At 45.5% G+C, this 22517-nt stretch carries 18 protein-coding genes; 16 read left to right on the forward strand and 2 right to left on the reverse strand.

Annotation, left to right across the window (positions count from 1 at the left end; all coding sequences use genetic code 11):
- Positions 1–60 precede the first annotated feature (60 nt).
- The 8 genes from atpE to D6853_RS10550 all read left to right on the forward strand — a co-directional run bounded on the left by atpE (position 61) and on the right by D6853_RS10550 (position 7891).
- Positions 61–342, forward strand: coding sequence for an ATP synthase F0 subunit C (gene atpE, locus D6853_RS10515; protein WP_120657973.1), 282 nt, complete (start codon positions 61–63; stop codon positions 340–342).
- A gap of 35 nt (positions 343–377) precedes the next feature.
- Entirely contained in the window at positions 378–914 is a 537-nt protein-coding gene (gene atpF, locus D6853_RS10520; RefSeq protein WP_243108339.1) for a F0F1 ATP synthase subunit B, read from the forward strand.
- Positions 915–933: 19 nt separating this feature from the next.
- Entirely contained in the window at positions 934–1473 is a 540-nt protein-coding gene (gene atpH / locus D6853_RS10525; protein WP_120657974.1) for an ATP synthase F1 subunit delta, read from the forward strand.
- Between the two features lie 25 nt (positions 1474–1498).
- Positions 1499–3031, forward strand: coding sequence for a F0F1 ATP synthase subunit alpha (atpA, locus tag D6853_RS10530; RefSeq protein ID WP_092246435.1), 1533 nt, complete (start codon positions 1499–1501; stop codon positions 3029–3031).
- A gap of 14 nt (positions 3032–3045) precedes the next feature.
- Positions 3046–3906: an ATP synthase F1 subunit gamma gene (gene atpG, locus D6853_RS10535; RefSeq protein WP_120657975.1), complete on the forward strand. Its 861-nt coding sequence runs from the start codon at positions 3046–3048 to the stop codon at positions 3904–3906.
- Positions 3907–4016: 110 nt separating this feature from the next.
- Positions 4017–5411 (forward strand): F0F1 ATP synthase subunit beta, encoded by a 1395-nt coding sequence (gene atpD / locus D6853_RS10540; RefSeq protein ID WP_092246429.1) that lies wholly within the window; start codon positions 4017–4019, stop codon positions 5409–5411.
- 11 nt (positions 5412–5422) lie between these two features.
- On the forward strand, positions 5423–5839 hold the full coding sequence (gene atpC, locus D6853_RS10545) for an ATP synthase F1 subunit epsilon (protein WP_120657976.1): 417 nt from the start codon (positions 5423–5425) through the stop codon (positions 5837–5839).
- A gap of 153 nt (positions 5840–5992) precedes the next feature.
- Entirely contained in the window at positions 5993–7891 is a 1899-nt protein-coding gene (locus tag D6853_RS10550) for a sialate O-acetylesterase (RefSeq protein ID WP_120657977.1), read from the forward strand.
- A 3-nt stretch (positions 7892–7894) separates the two neighbouring features.
- Here the strand turns inward: D6853_RS10550 and D6853_RS10555 are convergent, their stop codons facing one another.
- Entirely contained in the window at positions 7895–8788 is an 894-nt protein-coding gene (locus tag D6853_RS10555) for a helix-turn-helix transcriptional regulator (RefSeq protein ID WP_120657978.1), read from the reverse strand.
- A 117-nt stretch (positions 8789–8905) separates the two neighbouring features.
- Here D6853_RS10555 and D6853_RS10560 point away from each other — a divergent pair, with 117 nt between their 5' ends.
- The 3 genes from D6853_RS10560 to D6853_RS10570 all read left to right on the forward strand — a co-directional run bounded on the left by D6853_RS10560 (position 8906) and on the right by D6853_RS10570 (position 14762).
- The gene (locus tag D6853_RS10560; RefSeq protein WP_120657979.1) at positions 8906–10852 is read left to right on the forward strand and encodes an alpha-glucuronidase; all 1947 of its coding nucleotides are present in this window, start codon (positions 8906–8908) and stop codon (positions 10850–10852) included.
- A gap of 151 nt (positions 10853–11003) precedes the next feature.
- Positions 11004–13124 (forward strand): glycoside hydrolase family 3 C-terminal domain-containing protein, encoded by a 2121-nt coding sequence (locus D6853_RS10565; RefSeq protein WP_120657980.1) that lies wholly within the window; start codon positions 11004–11006, stop codon positions 13122–13124.
- Between the two features lie 156 nt (positions 13125–13280).
- A complete protein-coding gene (locus D6853_RS10570; protein WP_120658142.1) occupies positions 13281–14762 on the forward strand; it encodes an L-fucose/L-arabinose isomerase family protein in 1482 nt (493 codons plus the stop codon).
- Positions 14763–14897: 135 nt separating this feature from the next.
- Here D6853_RS10570 and xylA read toward each other — a convergent pair whose 3' ends face one another.
- Complete coding sequence (gene xylA / locus D6853_RS10575) at positions 14898–16220, reverse strand: xylose isomerase (protein WP_120657981.1); 1323 nt, start codon at positions 16218–16220, stop codon at positions 14898–14900.
- A 188-nt stretch (positions 16221–16408) separates the two neighbouring features.
- Here xylA and D6853_RS10580 point away from each other — a divergent pair, with 188 nt between their 5' ends.
- The 5 genes from D6853_RS10580 to D6853_RS10600 all read left to right on the forward strand — a co-directional run bounded on the left by D6853_RS10580 (position 16409) and on the right by D6853_RS10600 (position 22511).
- A complete protein-coding gene (locus D6853_RS10580) occupies positions 16409–18121 on the forward strand; it encodes a GH25 family lysozyme (RefSeq protein ID WP_158588731.1) in 1713 nt (570 codons plus the stop codon).
- A 162-nt stretch (positions 18122–18283) separates the two neighbouring features.
- A complete protein-coding gene (locus D6853_RS10585) occupies positions 18284–19513 on the forward strand; it encodes a UTP--glucose-1-phosphate uridylyltransferase (protein WP_120657983.1) in 1230 nt (409 codons plus the stop codon).
- Positions 19514–19555: 42 nt separating this feature from the next.
- Positions 19556–20572, forward strand: a complete 1017-nt coding sequence (gene galE / locus D6853_RS10590; protein ID WP_120657984.1) for a UDP-glucose 4-epimerase GalE — start codon at positions 19556–19558, stop codon at positions 20570–20572.
- Between the two features lie 35 nt (positions 20573–20607).
- Positions 20608–20877 (forward strand): hypothetical protein, encoded by a 270-nt coding sequence (locus D6853_RS10595; protein ID WP_120657985.1) that lies wholly within the window; start codon positions 20608–20610, stop codon positions 20875–20877.
- Between the two features lie 107 nt (positions 20878–20984).
- Positions 20985–22511 (forward strand): S1C family serine protease, encoded by a 1527-nt coding sequence (locus D6853_RS10600; RefSeq protein ID WP_120657986.1) that lies wholly within the window; start codon positions 20985–20987, stop codon positions 22509–22511.
- Positions 22512–22517 lie beyond the last annotated feature (6 nt).

The following is a 22517-nucleotide window of genomic DNA, read 5'->3' on the forward strand; positions in this document are numbered from 1 at the left end:
TAAATACAAATATCAAATAGAACAAAAAAACAAATTGTTTTTCTAGGAGGACAAATAATTATGGGTGATTTTCAGTTATTAGCTAGAGGTATAGCACTTGCAGGATGCGGAATCGGTGCAGGATGTGCACTTATCGCAGGTATCGGCCCCGGTATCGGTGAAGGAAATGCCGTTTCTAAGGCGCTCGAAGCAATCGGACGTCAGCCTGAGTGCAAAGGTGATGTAACAAGTACAATGCTTCTTGGTTGTGCTATCGCAGAGACAACAGGTATCTACGGATTCGTTACAGGACTTCTGCTTATCTTCGTAGCACCCGGAATGTTCATGAACTATCTGCAGTAATAAAGGATTCGTATTCGATATAGAGGAGAACATATATGCAATTACAGGCGCTTATGATGTTCACTGCGGAAGCTAAGAATACGCAGGAACTGGTAACACTGGTTCCCTGGACCTTTATTGCACAGATAATAAATCTTTTCATTCAGATGTATCTGATCAAGAGATTTCTTTTCAAACCTATCAATAACATACTTGAGAAGAGAAAAGAGCTTGCGGATAAAGAGATCAGGGAAGCAAGAGAGGCCAAAGAAGAAGCCGATTCTCTGAAGGACCAATACGAGAGCAGCTTGACCAACGCTCATGCCGAGGCGGCTCAGATAGTTTCCGACGCACAGAAGGAAGCACAGAGCAAGGCAGATGCCATGGTAAAAGAGGCTCAGCAGGAAGCTTCGGATATCAAAGCCAGAGCTGCTGCGGATATTGAGCAGGAGAAGAAGAAGGCTATCAACGAGGCCAAAGATGAAATCGGCGGACTTGCAATGGATATTGCAGGTAAGGTTGTAGAAAAAGAGATCAATGAGGCAGACCACAAGAAGCTTATCGATGACTTCATAAGCAAGGTGGGAGCTTAATCAAAGAAAAGAGGTAATCATGAGTAAAGCTGGAGATCTTTATGGGCAGAGCCTGTATGATCTGGCAGCCGAAGAGAACCTTACGGATGAAATACTGGGAGAAATGGAGATCATAAGGGATCTTTTCAAAGAAAATCCCGATTATATCACTCTCCTCTCGGAACCTTCCGTTCCCAAGAAAGAAAGACTTAAGCTTGTTGATGAAGCGTTTAAAGACGGATGTCAGGAATACCTTCTTAACTTCATCAAGATCCTTATAGAAAAAGATCTTTTGCGTGAGTTTTCTGCTTGTCAGAAGAGATTCAGAAGGAGCTACAATGAGGAACACGGTATCGCAGATGCCCTTGTTACCACAGCAGTAGCGCTGGGCGACGCGCAGCTTGAGCAGCTTAAAGCTAAGCTCGAGAAGATAAGCGGCAAGAAAGTACTTCTTTCACAGAAGGTTGACCCCGGAGTTCTTGGAGGAGTCCGCGTCGATCTTGAAGGACAGCTCTTTGACGGAACGGTCAAAGGCAGGTTATCCGAGATACAGAGACGTGTCGACGAGACAGTTATATAAAGAAAAATAAACGTCGGAGGATAATATGGAACTGAAACCAGAAAAAATATCCGAGGTCATTCGAAGCCAGATAAAGAATTATCAGAACGCAATAATCCAGAACGAGACCGGAACGGTTCTCACAGTCGGTGACGGTATTGCCAGAGTCAGCGGCCTTTTGAACTGTATGTCCGGAGAGCTTTTGGAGTTTGAAAACGGTACATTCGGAATGGCCCAGAACCTCGAAGAAACAGTAGTATCTGCGGTTTTGTTCGGAGAAGATGTAGGAATCAGCGAAGGACAGACCGTTAAGCGTACAGGAAGAGTCGTATCTGTTCCTGTAGGTGAGAAGATGATCGGACGTGTCGTTAATGCTATCGGACAGCCTATCGACGGCGCAGGCCCGATCGAATCATCTGAATACAGACCTGTGGAGTCACCCGCTCCCGGTATCATTGCAAGACAGCCCGTTAAAGAGCCTCTTCAGACAGGTATCAAGGCTATCGATTCAATGATCCCCATCGGAAGAGGTCAGCGTGAGCTTATCATCGGTGACAGACAGACAGGTAAAACAACAATAGCTATAGATACTATCCTTAACCAGAAGGGCAAGGATGTTATCTGTATTTATGTTGCTATCGGACAGAAACGTTCGACAGTAACGGCGCTGGTTGAGGACCTTAAGAAGGGCGGCGCAATGGACTACACGATCGTAGTTGCCGCTACAGCTTCTGAGCCCAGCCCGCTTCAGTATATTTCTCCTTACACAGGTTGTGCAATGGGTGAGTACTTTATGAATAAAGGTAAGCACGTGCTTTGCATCTACGACGATCTTTCCAAGCACGCCGTAGCATATCGTGCACTTTCACTTTTGATCAGAAGACCCCCCGGACGTGAGGCTTATCCTGGAGACGTTTTCTACCTCCACTCAAGACTTCTTGAGAGAGCCGCTAAGCTTTCCGATGAGAACGGAGGAGGATCACTTACCGCACTTCCCATCATCGAGACACAGGCGGGCGACGTATCTGCGTACATCCCGACCAACGTTATCTCTATCACAGATGGACAGATATTCCTTGAGACAGAGCTATTCCACTCAGGAATCATGCCGGCCGTTAACCCCGGTATTTCGGTATCCCGAGTTGGTGGTAACGCTCAGATCAAGGCAATGAAGAAGGTTGCGGGTACACTTAAACTCGTATATTCACAGTATCGAGAACTTCAGAGCTTTGCTCAGTTCGGTTCCGACCTTGACGAAGACACCAAGGCGCGTCTTGCACAAGGTGAGCGTATCGTTGAAGTACTCAAGCAGGACAAGAATAAACCCGTTCCCGTTGAGAAGCAGGTTGCTATCCTTTACGCCGTTGTAAACAACATCCTTATTAAGGTTGAGGCAACGGACGTTGCAGAGTACGAGGAAGGCCTTTACGAATTCCTTGACAACGATCCTTCCGGAATTGCAGCTATGCGCGACATCCGCGAGACAGGTAAGCTCGAGGAAGAAACAGAGAAAAAGTTAAAAGACGCATTGAACGCATACACAGACAACTTCTTAAAGAAAAAAGCGAGTGCGAATTAATAGGAGGATAAAAAATGGCCGGAAGTATGAAAGCTGTTAAACTCCGAATCAAGAGCGTTCAAAGCACTATGCAGATAACCAAGGCGATGCAGCTCGTCGCTGCATCAAAGCTCCGCAAGGCAAAAGAAAAGGCGGATTTATCCAAACCTTATCTTGAGACCACACTTGCAACACTTACAGACATCGCAAACGGTAATACTGATTTCAGATCACCGTATACCCAGAGCGGTAAGAGCGATAAATGGCTGTACGTTGTAATTGCGGGTGACAGAGGACTTGCGGGCGGCTACAACTCCAACTTATTTAAGTTCATGGAGTCGGAGACCAAGGACAGAGGTGAATACACCGTCCTTCCCATCGGTAAGAAATCCGTTGAATATTTTAAGCACAGAAAAGTGTCTCTTTTCACGGAAGAATATGCCGAGGTAGCCAAGATAACAATCTCCGATTGTTTCCAGATAGCCAAGCTTATCTGCGATGCATACAGAAACGGCGAGTTCGGACATATTTATCTGTGCTATACCGATTTTGTATCGATGCTTTCTCAGATTCCTACCGCATCATCGCTTCTTCCTCTTTCCGATCTTAAGTCGGAAGAAAAGGTAGACGATGGCAAGGCTAAAGATCTGATACTGTATGAACCGGACAGTGAGACTGTGTTCAACGCTATTGTCCCGGAATATCTGGCGGGAATCATGTATTCCAGTATCAGCATTTCTTATGCGAGTGAGCTTGCAGCAAGAAGAACAGCGATGGAAGCCGCTACAGATAACGCAGAAGAAATGATAGATACCTTGAGTCTGTACTATAACAGAGCGCGTCAGGCAAGCATCACGCAGGAGATCACGGAGATCGTTGCGGGAGCTGAAAGCTGAACACTTGGCGAGGTATTTTCGAGCCTAGTGTGAAGCTTGTTCTGTCGAGTGCAAAGCACGAGAGCAGAACTTCCATATGAAGCGCTATAAAATGCAAAAGGAGTTTAACAATGAGTGAAAATCATGTTGGAAAGGTAATACAGGTTACAGGACCTGTACTCGACATCCGATTCAAAGAGGGTGAACTTCCCGACCTTCACAATGCTATAGAGATCATGATCGATGATCACAAGCTGGTTGCGGAGGTTGCTCAGCAGATCGGAGATGACGTAGTACGTTGCGTAGCCATGAGCTCAACAGACGGACTTGTTCGTGGTGTTGACGCTGTTGATACCGGAAGCTCTATCACCGTTCCCGTTGGTGAAGAGTGCCTTGGTAGAATCTTTAACCTTCTCGGAGACCCAGTTGATAACGGCCCTGCTCCTCAGACAGCAGAGAGATGGCCTATTCACAGACCTGCTCCCGCTTACGAAGATCAGGTTCCCGCTACAGAGATCTTTGAGACAGGTATCAAGGTCGTTGACCTTATCTGCCCTTACGCTAAGGGCGGTAAGATCGGTCTTTTCGGCGGTGCCGGAGTAGGTAAGACCGTTCTTATCATGGAGCTTATCAATAACGTTGCTACAGCACACGGCGGACTTTCAGTATTCACCGGTGTTGGAGAGCGTACCCGTGAAGGAAACGACCTTTACGGAGAAATGAAAGAATCCGGAGTTATCAATAAGACAGCTCTGGTTTACGGACAGATGAACGAGCCACCCGGAGCCAGAATGAGAGTTGGTCTTTCAGGACTTACGATGGCTGAGTATTTCCGTGATGTAAAAAATCAGGACGTGCTCCTCTTCATCGATAATATTTTCCGTTTCACACAGGCTGGTTCAGAGGTTTCAGCGCTTCTCGGACGTATGCCTTCAGCCGTAGGTTATCAGCCCACACTTGCTACCGAGATGGGTGCGCTCCAGGAGCGTATCACATCAACCAAGAAGGGCTCCATCACATCGGTTCAGGCTGTATACGTTCCTGCCGATGACCTTACCGACCCGGCGCCCGCTACAACATTCACACACCTTGATGCTACAACGGTTCTTTCCCGTGACATCGCATCCAAGGGTATTTATCCCGCTGTTGATCCGCTTGATTCAACAAGCCGTATCCTCTCTCCCGATATCGTCGGAAAAGAGCACTACGAAGTTGCCAAGGGAGTACAGCAGGTGCTTCAGAGATATCGTGAGCTTCAGGATATCATTGCGATCATGGGTATGGACGAGCTTTCAGAAGAAGATAAGCTCACCGTATACAGAGCACGTAAGGTTCAGAACTTCCTGTCACAGAGCTTCTCCGTTGCGGAGCAGTTCACAGGACTTCCCGGAAAGTACGTTCCTCTTAAGGAGACAATCCGCGGATTCAAGATGATCCTTGACGGCGAGTGCGATGATCTTCCCGAGAGTGCATTCCTTCTCGTTGGAACTATCGACGAAGTATTTGAGAAAGCTAAGAAGCAGTAAGGGGGATCTGTATGTCCACTTCTTATCATTTACAGGTTGTATCCCTGGACGGCCTTGAATTTGAAGGTGAAGTTCAAAAGATATTGCTACGTACGATAGACGGTGACGTCGAGATACTTGCTCGTCACACCAACTACTGTACGGCTATCGGAATGGGCACAGCCAAAGTCGTCACAGCAGATGGCGAAGAGAGAAAAGCCGCCTGTATCGGCGGAATGCTTTCTGTTATGAACGGAGAAGTCAGAGTTCTTCCCACAACTTGGGAGTGGAGCGAAGACATCGATATCGAGCGTGCCAAAGCAGCCAAAGCCAAAGCAGAGGAGATGCTTGAGAACGAGATCCTTGATAAGGAAGCAAGAGTAAGAGCGGAAGCCAAGCTCTACAGAGCGCTTGTCAGGATCGGTTCCTCCGGACACAGTCAGGAATAAGTCATTTTTTTAAAGTAAATATCGCTCCGAATGCTAAAATGATATACTATCTTGCGTAATAGCAAAATATAGCATGATTTTAGCAATATGTACGCGGTAAAATAAGAATAGCAATGGTTATAATCAAATCATTAAGAGGATAGGAGATTAGCCATGGCTAGACTTATTTTACCGCGTTTGTTGTCTGACGGATGCGTATTACAAAGAAGAAAAAGTATACATATCTGGGGCTGGGACACTCCCGGCGTCAGGGTAACGGCAATGCTTGACGGAGTGGTCGGAAATGTTGAAACATCCGAGGACGGACGATTTGACATTTATCTTCTTGCCAGAGAGGGCGGCGGCCCTTATGAGCTTACTGTTTCCGACAGCGAGGGGGAAAGTATCACTGTTAAGGACGTAATGATCGGAATTGTCTGGTTCTGCTCGGGACAGTCCAACATGGAATTTCCCGGCGCGAGAGTCGCGGATAAATATCCGGAGCTTAAGGCAATAGAAGACAATGACAAGATCAGAACCTTCAAGATAGTGGAAGAAACATGCTTTTCAGGACCTTACGAAGAACACAACACCGGAAGCTGGGTGTCCGTAAACAAAGACACCATCATGAACTTTTCGATAGTAGCTTACTTTTTTGCCGAAGTAATAAGATCCATGACCAATCAGGCAGTCGGCCTTATAAACGCATCCCTCGGAGGTTCGAGGATAGAATCCTGGATGAGCAGACAGATGCTTGAAGGGTACGATGAGCTTATAGCCGAGACCGACAAATACAATGACGAGGCTTTCAGAAATGAGAGAGCCAAGTGGAATGAAGACAAGACCAATAAATGGATAAACGATCTTTATGACAAAGACCTCGGGATACAGAATTCTTGGGAAAAAGAGAATACGGATGATTCGGACTGGGATGAACTTTCGGTTCCCACTATGTTTACCGGAACTCCTTTGGAAGGACACGTAGGAAGCGTATGGCTACGAAAGAAATTCGATCTGCCAAAAGAGCTTGCGGGTAAGAGTGCGCGTCTTTTCCTCGGAACAATGGTTGATTCCGATGTGACATACATTAACGGTGAAAAAGTCGGAACAACCGAATATCAGTATCCGCCCAGAAAATACGACATAAGAGAAGGCCTTACAAGAGAAAAAGACAATGTACTTACGGTCCGTCTCAGTATAGAAACGGGGCTTGGAAGGATAACTCCGGGACCTATCAAGGAATACAGGATATTTAACGAAGAAGCATCAGAGAATCTGGACGGAATCTGGAAGTACAAGATCGGTGCGACCTGCGACAAGATGCCGCCTACGGATTTTATAAATTGGAAAGCTTCGGGACTTTACAACGCTATGACTGCGCCTTGCCATAATTTCCCTATCGACGGAATTATCTGGTATCAGGGCGAGAGCAATGTCGCAGAGCCCTGGGATTACGCCGATCTGACAGAGAGAATGATACGAGGCTACAGAAAGGCATGGAATGAATACAATCTTCCGTTTATCGCCGTGCAGCTTCCGAATTTTGTTATCGATCTTACAGAGGAAGAGAATTGGGGCGAGTTTAGACTCGTGCAGAACAAGATTTTGGATATACCTTCAACCGGTCTTGTCGTTACGCTGGGGCTTGGAGAAGACAACGACCTTCATCCCGTGACCAAGAAGCCTGTAGGAGAAAGACTGGCGCTCTGGGCAGGACATCTTAAATACTTATATACCGCAACGTATTGCGGACCTATAGCAACTAATGTAAAAAAGCTTGAAGATACAGGGGAAGGAATTACTGTTATTGTTGAAGCAAAATATGCGGACTATCCTAAGGTTTCGGATGAAGGAAAAGGAACCGAGATACGAGATTTCTTTTTCGTAGATAAAGACGGGGAGCTTCATGAAGCGGATGCGGAAATAAAAGAGGGCAGCATCGTTGTACGCAGCAAGGGTGATGTCAAGAATGCAGTCGCTCTTCGCTGGTGCTGTGAAAACACCTATAGAGGCGGACTCATAGTTAACGTCACCGGCATACCGATGTGCCCGTTTGAAATACCTATTGAATAAAGATCAGGTGGCGGGAGTAAAGTCTGCTCCCGTCCTGTAAAGCTTTCTAAACTCAGTGGGTGAGCATTTGTTGATCTCTTTAAACACCCTGTTGAAGGTTGAAAGACTAAAGAAACCGGATTGAAGCGCGATATCCATGACCGAGAGATCCGTATCGCCGAGGAGCTCCTGAGCCATCATTACTCTTCGCTTGGTTATGTATTGATAACAGGAAATACCCATGTAGTTCTTAAAGAGTCTTTCAAAGTGGAATTTGGAAAAGCCTGCGAGCTCAGCCAACTGCTCAACCGTAAGATCGTCGGATCTGTGTGAGTCGATGTAGTTGGTAACCGCAACCAGCTTAGCTATATTCTTGCGCTGAGGATCGGCGGTGTTTTTCGCAAGATTTGTGTCGCCTAAGTGCATGCTTCCTATCTGCGCAAGTATTAAAGTAACAAGTGAGTAAACTGAGATCTGAAGGAATTCATCTCGCTGACCGTATAGCCTGTCGATTTCCCAGAAGTAATTCTGGAGACGAGCCGTTTCAACGGGATATTCTTCCTGCTTGATATGTACGTAAGCAGGCATTGCTTTAAGAAGCGGAACAAGAGATGAAACCTGAGAGTATCCGCCGATGTCGAAAAGGAGAATAAGCTTTTCTCCGCCATCTGACTCGGAAAGATATTCGTGAAGTGTTCCGGGAGCGACCATTACGATGTCACCGGGTACACAATTTATCACTGTTGATTTATCATTGTGAAATTTGACGCGAAGCGTTCCCGACAATAGCAGGATGAGCTCGATCTCATTGTGCCAGTGAGTCGGATACTCGCTCAGAGTGTTGTGATATAACAGCACACCTTTTTGAGTATCGTAATAGATATCTTCGCGGGATTGTTCGTTGATATCATGTATCATACGAGGAAACTCCTTGCGTGTAAACTACTGTAAATTACAGAAGTATTTTACCATATAACACCCAAAATAGTAGCTAGATATTTTCGTAAATTTTCGTAAACTGAAAGGATTTTTTTGATGGAAAAAAAGAAGTGGTCAGAGCTTTGGCTTTCATATGACAAGGTAACTGAGCTAGGCGGCTCGCAGACTCTGACAATTGAAGGATTTGACGCCGAAAACAGGATCATAAAAAGTGCGGCAAAAGAGCTGGAAAGGGGATTTAATGGGTTTGCAAAGATCTCTTTTGTCAGAGAATCATCAGTCGCAAAGGAAGGCTATGAGATTGCAGGCGCAGATAGTAAGATCACCGTAAAAGCAAGCGATGAAAACGGAATCCTTTACGGAGTATTTGCGCTTCTTAGAAACCTTGCTATGGGAGTTTCTATTGAAAGTGTTAATGAGAAATCTTCTCCTTCCAATCCGCTTCGAATGATGAATCACTGGGACAACATGGACGGAAGCATAGAGAGAGGATATTCCGGAGAATCATTCTTTTTTGAAAACGATGACATAATTATTAATGACAGAACTGTCGATTACGCAAGACTTATGGCAAGCATCGGGATAAACGCGATCGCCATAAACAACGTCAATGTAAAAGGCGCAGCGACGTATCTTATAACCGACAGATTTTTTGACAAGGTAAAAAAGTTGCAGGATATATTTGCAGATTACGGAATAAAGCTGTATCTTACGATCAATTTCGCTTCTCCTATCGAGATAGGTGGCTTTGATACCTGCGATCCACTTGATGAGACAGTCATTTCCTGGTGGAAAGACAAGGCAAAAGAAGTATTTGAAAAGCTTCCCGGTATCGGAGGCTTCCTTGTAAAAGCAGATTCCGAGGGAAGACCAGGACCTTTTACCTACGGAAGAACGCAAGCTGACGGAGCCAATATGCTTGCTGATGCCGTAGAGCCTTTTGGCGGGATTATCATCTGGAGATGTTTTGTCTACAACTGCACTCAGGATTGGCGCGATCATAAGACTGACAGAGCAAGAGCCGGCTATGACTACTTTAAGGAATTTGACGGAGCGTATCGCGACAACGTTATCCTTCAGATCAAGAACGGACCGATGGATTTCCAGATAAGAGAGCCCGTTTCTCCGCTACTTGGAGGGCTTACAAAGACCAATCAAATTCTTGAAGTTCAGATCGCACAGGAATACACAGGACATCAGATAGATCTGTGCTATCTTATTCCGATGTTCAAGGAAGTACTGGATTTCCATACATATTGCAAAGAAGGCGCGGACACTGTCGCCGATATCATAAGCGGAAAGACGATGGGCAATAAGAATGCCGGCTTTGCGGCTGTCATCAACACCGGTAATGACTACAACTGGACAGGGAACGACCTTGCGGCTGCCAATCTTTACGGCTTTGGAAGACTTGCTTTTGATATGAGCCTTAGCTCTGAGGAGATAGCAAGAGAGTGGGTTTCCCTTACTTATCATATGGATAAAAAATCGGAAGATACTCTGGTCGACATGCTCCTAAATTCAAGAGAAATATATGAGAAATACACATCTCCTCTCGGAATCGGTTGGATGGTGACACCCAATACGCACTACGGACCGAGCGTTGACGGATATGAGTATTCAAGATGGGGAACCTATCACAGAGCAGATCACCATGCGATTGGCGTTGACAGAAGCGATAAGGGAACAGGATATGCGCAGCAGTATTATAAGAAGAATGCGGATATGTTTAACGATCCCGATACCTGCCCCGAGGAGCTGCTTCTTTTCTTCCATAGGATTCCTTATACCTACAAGCTAAAGAGCGGGCAGACGCTTATTCAGTACATCTACGATTCGCATTTTGAAGGAGCGAAGCAGGCAAAAGAGCTGATGGAAAAATGGGAATCGTTAAAAGGCGCAGTGCCCGAAGATGTATTTGAGAGAGTAATGGAAAGGTTTAAGCTTCAGGTTGAAAACGCCAATGAGTGGAGGGATCAGATCAACTCATATTTCTTTAGAAAGAGCGACATTCCCGATGAGAAGGGAAGGAAGATATACTAAAGAGCAGGCCGCCGGCCTGTTTCTTTTTTCGCATAATTCAAGACATAAAAAGCATTAAATGATAGGAATGCAACTTGGAACCTCAGTACAATGTTTATACATGTTATTGGAATCGTATTAGGAATCTTAACATACTAAATGAGGTGGATTAATGAACAGAGAAGAGGCAAGAAAAAGAGCTAAAGAGCTCGTTGCGAAGATGACCGTTGAGGAGAAGGCGTCTCAGCTTCGTTACGATGCACCCGCAATCGAGAGATTGGGGATTCCTGCTTACAACTGGTGGAATGAGGCACTCCACGGTGTTGCGCGAGCAGGTACGGCAACAATGTTCCCGCAGGCTATCGGTATTGCAGCTGCTTTCGATGAGGATATGATGAAGGATATCGGTGATATCATCGCCCTCGAGGGAAGAGCCAAGTACAACGAGCAGTCCAAGCGCGGAGACAGAGACATTTACAAGGGACTTACATTCTGGGCTCCCAACGTCAATATTTTCAGAGATCCCAGATGGGGAAGAGGACATGAGACATACGGTGAGGATCCTTTCCTTACAAGTACTCTTGCAGTTCCTTTTATCAAAGGTATTCAGGGCGACGGTGAGTACATGAAGGCAGCAGCTTGTGCCAAGCACTTCGCTGTACACTCAGGTCCCGAGGCGGAGAGACATTATTTCAATGCCAAGGCTTCAGCCAAGGATCTTGAGGAAACATACCTTCCCGCATTCGAGGCTTGTGTTAAGGAAGCTGATGTTGAGGCTGTTATGGGTGCTTACAACAGAACCAATGACGAGCCTTGCTGTGCAAACAAACCTCTTATGGTGGATCTTCTCAGAGGCAAGTGGGGATTCGAAGGACACTTCGTTTCAGACTGCTGGGCTGTAAGAGATTTCCATGAAAATCACAAGGTTACCGGAACTCCCGAGGAGTCGGTTGCACTTGCGCTTGAGATGGGTTGCGACCTTAACTGCGGATGTACATACCAGAAGCTCATGAACGCATACAGAGCAGGACTTGTAAAAGAGAGTGTTATCACAGAGTCTTGCGAGAGATTGTTTACAACAAGATTCCTTCTCGGAATGTTTGATAAGACTGAGATGGATGAGATTCCGTATACAGTCGTTGAGAGTAAAGACCATCTTGCGGTCGCTCACAAGGCTGCAAAGGAGAGTATCGTACTTCTTAAGAACGACGGAATACTTCCTCTTGATAAGAACAAGTTAAAAACTATCGGTGTAGTTGGTCCCAACGCGGATTCAAGATCTGCACTTATAGGTAATTATCACGGAACTTCTTCAAGATATATCACTGTTCTTGAAGGTATCCAGGATAAGCTCGGCGACGATGTAAGGGTACTTTATTCAGAGGGTAGTCACCTCTGGCAGACCAATGCAAGTGCGCTGTCAGATCCCAACGGTTCGGACAGAATCGCAGAGGCTCAGGCAGTAGCCGAGTATTCGGATGTGGTTGTAGTGGTAGTCGGTCTCGACGAGACTCTCGAAGGTGAAGAGGGAGATACAGGTAACCAGTTTGCCTCAGGAGATAAGATCAATCTTAATCTTCCCATGCCTCAGAGACAGCTCATCAACTCAGTACTTGAGATGAAGAAGCCTACTATCGTTATCAATATGTCAGGTAGTGCCATCAACCTTTCCAAGGCTGAGGACGAGGCAAGCGCTGTAATCCAGGCTTGGTATCCCGGTGCTCTTGGCGGTAAGGATGTTGCGGATATCCTCTTTGGAGATGTATCACCTTCAGGAAAGCTTCCCGTTACATTCTACTATTCTTCAGAAGAGCTTCCCGATTTCAGGGATTACTCAATGAAGAACAGAACCTACAGATATTTTGAGGGCAAGCCTCTTTATCCTTTTGGTTACGGTCTTACATACGGCGATGTTGTATGCAAGGACATCGATGTGGCCGTTAAGAAGTCTTCCGACGGAAATGTAGAAGGTGCGGAAGTTACCGTTACCGTTTCCAACGAAGGTAAAGTTGCAACTGATGATGTAGTTCAGATCTACATCAAGGACAAGGAATTCGAGCTTGCTATTCCCAATCCTTGCCTTTGCGGATTCAAGAGAGTTCATCTTGAGGCGGGCGCTTCGGAGAAGATAACTGTCTTTGTAAAAGACAAGGCATTTACATCGGTAGACAACGACGGAAACAGAAAGATCTTTTCCAAGAAGTTCGATATTTTTGCCGGAACAATGCAGCCTGATGAGAGATCAAAAGAGCTCACAGGAAAAACTTGCGTAAAGGCAGAAGTTCAGATTTAACCCTTCGTGATGAAGTGGTATAATGTCATTTATACAGTGTATGGCATGAAAAAATAACTGTATTTAATTAGTTCTTTAGAGAGTTTGGCAACTCTTGATATAAAGAAGGACAAAGAAAGGTATAGCGCAAAACGCGCAAAAGAAAGGGGATTTTTTATGATCAACATGCCTGAAGTAAAAATCGGTCTTGTTGCTGTCAGCCGTGACTGTTTCCCTGCATCTCTTGCAGTAAACAGAAGAAAAGCTTTGGTTGAAGCATACAAGAAAAACTACAATGATAAGGACGTATATGAGTGTCCTATCTGCATCATCGAGAGTGAGATTGACATGGTCAATGCTCTTGAAGATATTAAGAAGGCAGGATGTAACGCACTTTGCGTATATCTTGGAAACTTCGGACCTGAAATTTCAGAGACACTTCTTGCTAAGCACTTTGACGGACCTATCATGTTCTGTGCTGCAGCAGAGGAGTCACAGAATGACCTTATCGACGGAAGAGGAGATGCTTACTGCGGAATGCTTAATGCAAGCTACAACCTCCACCTTCGTAACGTAAAGGCATATATACCTGAGTATCCCGTTGGAACAGCAGAGGGATGCGCTAAGATGATCAACGAGTTCGTGCCTATCGCAAGAGCTATTGCAGGCCTTCGTGATCTCAAGATCATCAGCTTTGGTCCCAGACCTATGAACTTCCTTGCTTGTAACGCACCTATCCAGCAGATCTACAACATGGGCGCAGAGATCGAAGAGAACTCAGAACTTGACCTCTTCGAGAGCTTCAACAAGCACGCAGGCGACAAGAGAATTCCCGATGTTGTTAAGGACATGGAGAAGGATCTCGGCGCAGGCAACAAGAAGCCTGAAATCCTTGAGAAGCTTGCTCAGTATGAGCTTACACTTCTTGACTGGATTGAGGAGCACAGAGGCTATAAGAAGTATGTAGCTATCGCAGGAAAGTGCTGGCCTGCATTCCAGACACAGTTCGGATTCGTTCCTTGCTACGTTAACTCAAGACTTACAGGACGCGGAATCCCCGTATCTTGCGAGGTAGATATCTACGGTGCTATCAGTGAGTTCATCGGAACATGCGTAAGTAACGATTCAGTTACTCTCCTTGATATCAACAACTCAGTTCCTGAGGATATGTACAACGAGAGCATCAAGGGCAAGTTCGATTACAAGCACACAGATACATTCATGGGCTTCCACTGCGGAAATACATGCACAGGCAAGCTTTCAAGCTGCGAGATGAAGTTCCAGAGGATCATGGCCAGAAACCTTCCCGAGGAAGTTACACAGGGAACTCTCGAGGGAGATATCATCCCCGGAGATATCACATTCTTCAGACTTCAGAGCACATCAGACAATCACCTTCGCACATACGTTGCAGAGGGAGAGGTTCTTCCTGTTGCTACTAAGTCATTCGGTGGTATCGGTGTATTCGCTATTCCTGAGATGGGAAGATTCTACAGACACGTACTTATCGAGGGCAACTTCCCTCACCACGGCGCTGTAGCATTCGGCCACTTCGGAAAGGCTCTCTATGAGGTATTTAAGTATATCGGAGCAGAGACAATCGGCTACAACCAGCCTGCATCTCTTCCTTATCCTACAGAGAATCCTTTCAACAAGTAATTTCAGATTAAAGACATATTCTAATTAACCAATTAACCTATAGAAAAGAGCGAGGCCTTTCGGTCCCGCTCTTTTCATAATGGAAAAAAGTATGTAGGAAGCGCGCCGATATAAGATCTACGCGTCTGTCACATCTTAGTTGGCAAAGAGTACGTTGTTGACAATGCTCTCAAGAAGTTCCTGTCTTCCTGATATAGGAAGTTCCGGAGCTTTCATATTGCAAGCATAATCGGAAAGCTCTGCAAGGCTGGTGTTGCCCTGGCGGATCTTCTTACCGATCTCGCTCTCAAATGTTGAATAACGCTCTTTGATGAAATCTTCGATACGTCCGTCCTCAATGAGCTCTGCAGCTTTGATAAGTCCGAGTGCAAAAGTGTCCATACCAATGATGAATGCGTAGAACATATCTTCATATGTGTAGCTGGGACGTCTGTTCTTGGAGTCGAAGTTAAATCCGCCTGTAAGTCCGCCGGACTTAAGTACTTCGTACATTGCCATTGTTGCGTCATATACGTTGCAAGGGAATTCGTCGGTATCCCATCCGAGAAGCGGATCGCCCTGATTGGCATCGATTGAACCGAGCATTCCGTTGATGGCGCTGATCCTGAGCTCATGCTCAAAGGTATGCTGAGCAAGTGTAGCGTGGTTAGCTTCGATGTTCATCTTGAAGTCCTTATCAAGACCGTACTGACGAAGGAAACCGATAGCTGTAGCGGCGTCAAAGTCGTACTGGTGTTTCATGGGCTCCTTCGGCTTGGGCTCGATGTAGAAGTCGCCTGTAAAGCCGATGCTTCTGCCGTAATCAACAGCAAGGTGCATGAGCTTTGCGATATTCTCCTGTTCGAATTTTACATCTGTATTAAGGAGGGTCTCATATCCTTCACGTCCGCCCCAGAATACGTATCCGCGGCCGCCGAGCTTAACGGTGATGTCGAGAGCTTTTTTAACCTGAGCAGCTGCGAAGCAGAATACGTCGGCTGAACATGTGCTTCCGGCACCTGCCATGAAACGAGGATTGCTGAACATGTTGGCTGTTCCCCAGAGACACTTGATATCTGTGCCTTTCATCTTCTCAAGGATGTAATCGGAGATCTCATCAAGACGTCTGTTGGTCTCGTTTATGTCATCGGCTTCGGGAACAAGGTCAACATCGTGGAAACAGAAGTACTTGATACCGAGCTTTTTCATGAACTCAAAGCCGGCATCAACTTTGGCTTTAGCGTGTTCCATGGTTCCTTCTTCACTAGCTCCGAAGGATTTATCCGCTGTGCCTCTTCCGAACATGTCTACGCCGTTGGCGCCGAGATTGTGCCACCAAGCCATTGCGAAAGGAAGGTGCTCTTCCATTGTTTTACCCATAATAACTCTCTTGGGATCATAGTATTTGAAAGCTAATGGATTTTTGCTGTCTTTTCCCTCAAATTTAATCTCGGGAATACCTTTAAAAATTTCACTCATTTGAAAATACCTCCTGTGTTTTCTGCGTTATCATAATGTTAGCATATGCTAACCGAATAAGATAGTCTAGTTTAGAAAATGCTTTTTTATAATCAAATATTGTTTTAATAAAAAAATGGACACATTTTCATGTTATAATTTTTTAGGTTAGTGAATAAATTTTAGAAATGAGGAGAGGAGAAGATTTAATGAAAAAAACGACCAGAGCAATTCTTTCGGTAGGAATACTGCCCGTAATGGCGGCATCCCTATTTTTTACGCCCGTTGCAAGCGTAGGTGCTAAAGCGGCAGGCGCAGAAGTTGCCACAGGTATCGATGTATCCAAGTATCAGGGTGGCATCAACTGGCAGCAGGTTAAGGCAGCCGGTGTAAGGTTTGCTATGATCAGGGTAGGATCTACCAAAAAGGGATTAGACGAGCAATTTGTAAATAACATCAACGGGGCAAACGCGGCAGGTATCAGAACCGGTATTTATATCTATTCTTATGCAACAACACCTGAGCAGGCTGCAGCAGAGGCTAATCAGGTTCTTCAGTGGGTTGCGCCTTATTCGGTAACTTTCCCCATTGCTATAGATATAGAAGATTCATGTCAGAAGGGACTTAACCCTCAGCAGCTTCAGGCTATCGCAGATACATTCTGCGGAATAATCAACGGTGCAGGCTATGAGTCAATGGTTTACGCCAGCAGAAACTGGTACAGAGACAGAATGCCCGTGGTAGCCGGCGCAAAGTGGATCGCACAGTACAGTGATAAGCTTGAGTATGCGGGTGACTACGTAATGTGGCAGTCATCAAGCAGTGGATCATATCCCGGAATTGCTGGAAGAGTAGACGTTGACCATCTTTATTCAGATTATTTCTCACGTATCATTCCTGAGGGATTCAATAACGTAGGCGGACAGACATTCTACTACAGCAATTATCGTAAACAGTTCGGATGGCTCAATCTTGCAGGTCAGAAGTATCATACAGATCCGACCGGAGTTGTTCAGACAGGATGGTTCCAGGATGAGAATGGTATTTTCTTCCTTAATCCCGGAGCAGGCGGACTTGCACAGACAGGTTTTGCCGATATCGAGGGCGGTCACTACTATTTTGATGAGAACGGTGTTAAGCGCACAGGTCTTCTTAACCTTGGCGGTACAGTATATTATACAGATCCCAACGGCGTTTGCCAGAGAGGTTTCGTTGATCTCGAGGACGGCAAGCATTACTTTGATGAGCAGTATGTAATGCGCACAGGCCTTACTCAGATAGGTGACAAGCTTTATTTCTTTGCTCCCAACGGCGCAATGCAGACAGGTATGCAAGCACTTGAGACAGGTAAGTATATGTTCGGTGCAGACGGAGTGGCTGTTGCAGGATGGTTCTCCAACGAGCAGGGACAGCGTTTCTACTTCGCACCTGACACACATACCGCAGTTGTAGGTCTTCAGACTATTGAGAAAGCTAACTATCTCTTCGGAGAGGACGGCGTTATGCAGGTAGGATGGAGTGGAGATCTTGCAAACAGATTCTACTTCGGACCTGACGGAAAGATGGTAACAGGCTGGAATGCGATCGAGGGACGTAACTTCTACTTCGGCGCAGACGGCAAGATGGTTGTTGGTCTTGCAGGACTTCAGGATGGTGTATATTATCTTGATCCTACAGACGGACATCAGGTTGTAGGTTGGGTAGAGCTTCCCGACGGATGGCATTACTTTGATGCCAACAACGGAAAGATGCTTGCCAATGTGAGCGCACCTCTTGATAACGTGCCTTGCACATTTGATAAGAACGGTGTCCTTGTAGATCCCGCTGGTTGGGTTCCCGGAACACCCGCTCCCGTAGCAGAGCCTGCACCCGATGCAGCCGCAGAGGCATCTTCAGCACCCGCAGCACCTGCACAGGGCTGATAGAACGGCTTCTACAATACAGTGAATTTTCAGCGCCCTTCGCTTTAGCGAGGGGCGTTTTTTGTGTGCGGAAGCGAGAGCAGAACTTCATTATTTTTTTGCCAAAAATGTAGTATAATATAGTCTACGGCTGAAAAAACTATATGGCCATTGGAGGGTAACATGAATTTTGAAGAAGCAAAAAAGAAACTGGAACAGTACGGCCAGACACATGTACTGAAATATTACGACGAGCTTTCGGAGAGTGAGAAGGCGGAACTCTTACAGCAGATAGAAGATACTGATTTTGCGGTACTTGAGAATTGTAAGAATTTGGGACACAGCGCAGGAAGAGGAAAATTTGAACCTCTCGCCGCAATGCAGGTTTCAGAGATAGAGAAAAGAAAAGACGAATTTAAAAAGATTGGTGTTGAGACGATCAAGGCAGGCAAGGTTGCTGCAGTTCTTTTGGCAGGAGGAATGGGAACAAGACTTGGTTCCGACAACCCCAAGGGAATGTATGACATCGGACTTACAAAGCCCGTTTATATTTTCCAGAGAATTATCGAGAACCTTCTCGATACAGTTAAACAGGCTGACGGAAGCTACATCCATCTCTTTATCATGACAAGTGAAAAGAACAACGATGCTACTGTTAATTTCTTAAAAGAGCACAAGTTCTTCGGATATCCCGAGGATAAGGTTACATTCTTTAAGCAGGATATGGCACCCGCTTCCGATTACGACGGAAAAGTTTATATGGAGGGCAAGAACAGGATCTCTACTTCTCCCAACGGTAACGCAGGCTGGTATTCATCAATGCTTAAGGCAGGTCTTCGCGACGTGATCCTTAAAGAGGGCATCGAGTGGATCGATATTTTTGCGGTTGATAACGTACTTCAGAGAATCGCAGATCCTTGCTTTGTGGGCGCGACAGTTAATGCAGGTGTTGCTTGCGGAGCCAAGGTTGTAAGAAAGAATGCTCCCGATGAGAAGGTCGGAGTTATGTGTCTTGAGGACGGCATGCCTTCAATCGTAGAGTATTACGAGCTTTCACAGGAGATGATGGACGCCAAGGACGAGAACGGTGATCCCGCATATAACTACGGCGTTATTCTCAACTACCTCTTTAATGAGAAGGCTCTTTTTGACATTGCTCAGAAGACTCTTCCTCTTCACGTTGTTGAGAAGAAGATTCCTTATATAGATGAAAACGCCAATCTTATTAAGCCCGAGAAGCCCAACGGATGCAAGTTTGAGCAGCTCGTACTTGATATGATCCATATGCTCGACAGCTGCCTTCCTTATGAGGTTGTAAGAGAGCATGAGTTTGCACCGATCAAAAATAAAGAGGGTATTGATTCCGTAGAGTCTGCAAGAGAGCTCTGCAAGAAGAACGGAATTGAATTATAAGAAATATTTTGCGACAAGCAAAGCGATCAAGGAGATAATACAATGGCAATACTAGTTACAGGCGGAGCAGGATTTATCGGTTCACACACAGTTGTTGAACTTCAGAATGCAGGATATGACGTGGTTGTTATGGACAATCTTGTCAATGCCAATTCCAAGTGTCTTAAGAGAGTAGAGGCGATCACAGGTAAAAAAGTTCCTTTTTATGAGACTGACATCAGGGACAGGGAGGGGCTTGAGGAGATCTTTACAAAAGAAAAGATCGACGGAGTTATCCATTTTGCGGGACTTAAGGCTGTAGGCGAATCCGTTGAGAAGCCTTGGGAATACTATGACAACAACATCACGGGAACACTTACACTTGTGGATGTTATGAGAAAGCACGGATGCAAGAACATTATCTTTTCATCATCCGCTACTGTATACGGAGATCCCGCATTTGTTCCTATTACAGAGGAATGCCCCAAGGGAACATGTACAAACCCTTACGGCTGGACCAAGTCAATGCTTGAGCAGGTTCTTTCGGATATCCAGAAGGCAGATCCCGAGTGGAACGTAGTGCTTCTTCGTTATTTCAATCCCATCGGAGCACACAAGAGCGGAACGATCGGTGAGAATCCCAACGGAATCCCCAACAACCTTATGCCTTACATCACACAAGTTGCAGTTGGTAAGCTTCAGCAGCTCAGCGTTTTCGGTGATGATTATGACACACCTGACGGAACGGGCGTCAGAGATTATATCCATGTTGTGGATCTTGCGCTCGGACATGTTAAGGCTCTTAAGAAGCTCGAAAAGGGAAGCGGTCTTAATATCTACAATCTCGGAACAGGTAACGGATACAGCGTTCTTGATATCGTTAAGAACTTCGAGGCTGCTACAGGCAAGAAGATTCCTTATGTTATAAAGGGAAGAAGAGCCGGAGATATCGCTACTTGCTATGCTAGCGCAGCTAAGGCTGAAAAAGAGCTTGGATGGAAGGCTCAGTACGGCATCAAAGAGATGTGCGAAGATTCATGGAGATGGCAGAGTCAGAACCCCAACGGATATGACGACTGATACAGAGACTAAAATAAATCCGCACGGAGAGTAATATGTTTAGATTATGGGTTCGACTTATCGATGACAATCATTTGATAAAAGATATGGTTGTTTGCGATGACAGCGCTGATACGCGCACTCACAAGGTGATGAATGCCATTGAGAAGGCCTGCTATGAGATGGATCTGTCCAAGCCAATCTGGCTTGATAACACAGTGAGGGATTTTCAACTTCACAACAAGTGCAGGTTTACGAAGGATGCGTTTATAGAAGAAGTGTCTTTTGACTACATGGAGATTCAGGTTTTAGAAGAGGATTTTTAATTTATTGATTATTGTTTTATTATAATTAAAACACAATTGCGTCACACAATGAAACTATACTAAAGCCATAAATTCAAAGGTATGCAGAAGAAAGAAGGTATCTAACTATGTACGAGGATGAGAATAAATCTAACAGTAATAGCTACGGACAGAACAATAATAGCTATAGCGGATACTCTTATGAGAACAATAATTCAAGTTCTTACAACAACAATCCTTACAGTAACGGACAGAGTCCATATGGCTATGGTTCTAACAGCCAGGGCTATGGTACATATCAGTACAGTACCAATCAGAATAAAGAAGAACAGGCTCCCAAGCCTCCTAAGAAGAAAAAGAAAGTCGGAGCTGTTATTGCAGTTTTACTGGTTCTGCTTCTTTTAGGCGGCGGTGCGTTTGCAGGTATTTATTATCTCAGAGGCGGTTTTGGCCCGAAGAATACAGTTGCTCAGGTGGAAGAAAAAGACGATCAGTCAGCGGCACAGGAAAACAGTGCGGCAGCTACGGAAGAAGATAAAACAAAAGAGGAAGACGATCAGATCAAGACAACGACAACTACGTCAGGTGAGACACGAGCAGTCGTAACCGATGTGACGGGCGTTGTTGAGGAAGTTATGCCGGCAATGGTTATCATTCACAATAACTTTACTCAGTCAGCCAATTTCTTTGGATATGTTCAGGAGGAAGAGGCACAGGCTTCAGGAAGCGGAATTATTGTCGGACACAATGATACAGAGCTTTTGATCGCAACCAACTATCACGTTATAGATGGGGCAGATTCACTTGAAGTAATCTTTAATGACGAGACATCTGTGAATGCAGCGGTTAAGGGAACCAATTCAGACATGGACCTTGCTGTTATCGCAGTTATGCGTGAAGATATTCCGGATGAGACCTATGATTCCATCAAGGAAGCAACACTTGGCGACAGCAATTCACTTAAGCTCGGTGAGCCTGCTATAGCAATAGGTAATGCTCTTGGATACGGCCAGTCCGTTACAACAGGCGTTATCTCAGCGCTTAATCGTGAAGTTTCAACAGGTCAGAACGGAGAGAAGCATACATTTATTCAGACTGATGCAGCTATCAATCCCGGTAACTCAGGTGGTGCGCTTCTTAATCTTACCGGAGAGGTTATCGGAATCAATTCAAATAAGCTCGGTGGTAATGCCGTAGAAGGTATGGGCTATGCAATCCCTATCTCAGATGCTAAGCCTATTATCGATCAGCTTATGAATGAAAAGACAATGATCAAGGTTGCGGACGAAGAGCGCGGATTTGTCGGAATTCAGGGTGACAGCGTTCCTTCAGATGTAACTGACGCTTACGGAATTCCTCAGGGCGTATACGTTCGTAAGGTAACTCCAGGCGGCGGTGCTGAGGCAGCAGGTCTTATAAAGGGCGATGTAATAGTTAAATTTGACGGTCATGAGATCACATCTATGAATGATCTTCAGACAAGACTTCAGTATTATAAAGTCGGAACACCGGTTAAGGTTAGTATCATGAGAGCTGACGGTTCCGAGTATAAAGAGATGGAAGTGGAGATCACTCTCGGAGAGGCACCCAAGGATGATGCCGATGCGGAGACAAATGAAGCGGATGAGGCTTCAAGTGAGTCTTCAGATGATTAAAAAAGG

It is taken from the genome of Butyrivibrio sp. X503 (genome assembly GCF_003625475.1).
Classification (GTDB): domain Bacteria; phylum Bacillota; class Clostridia; order Lachnospirales; family Lachnospiraceae; genus Butyrivibrio.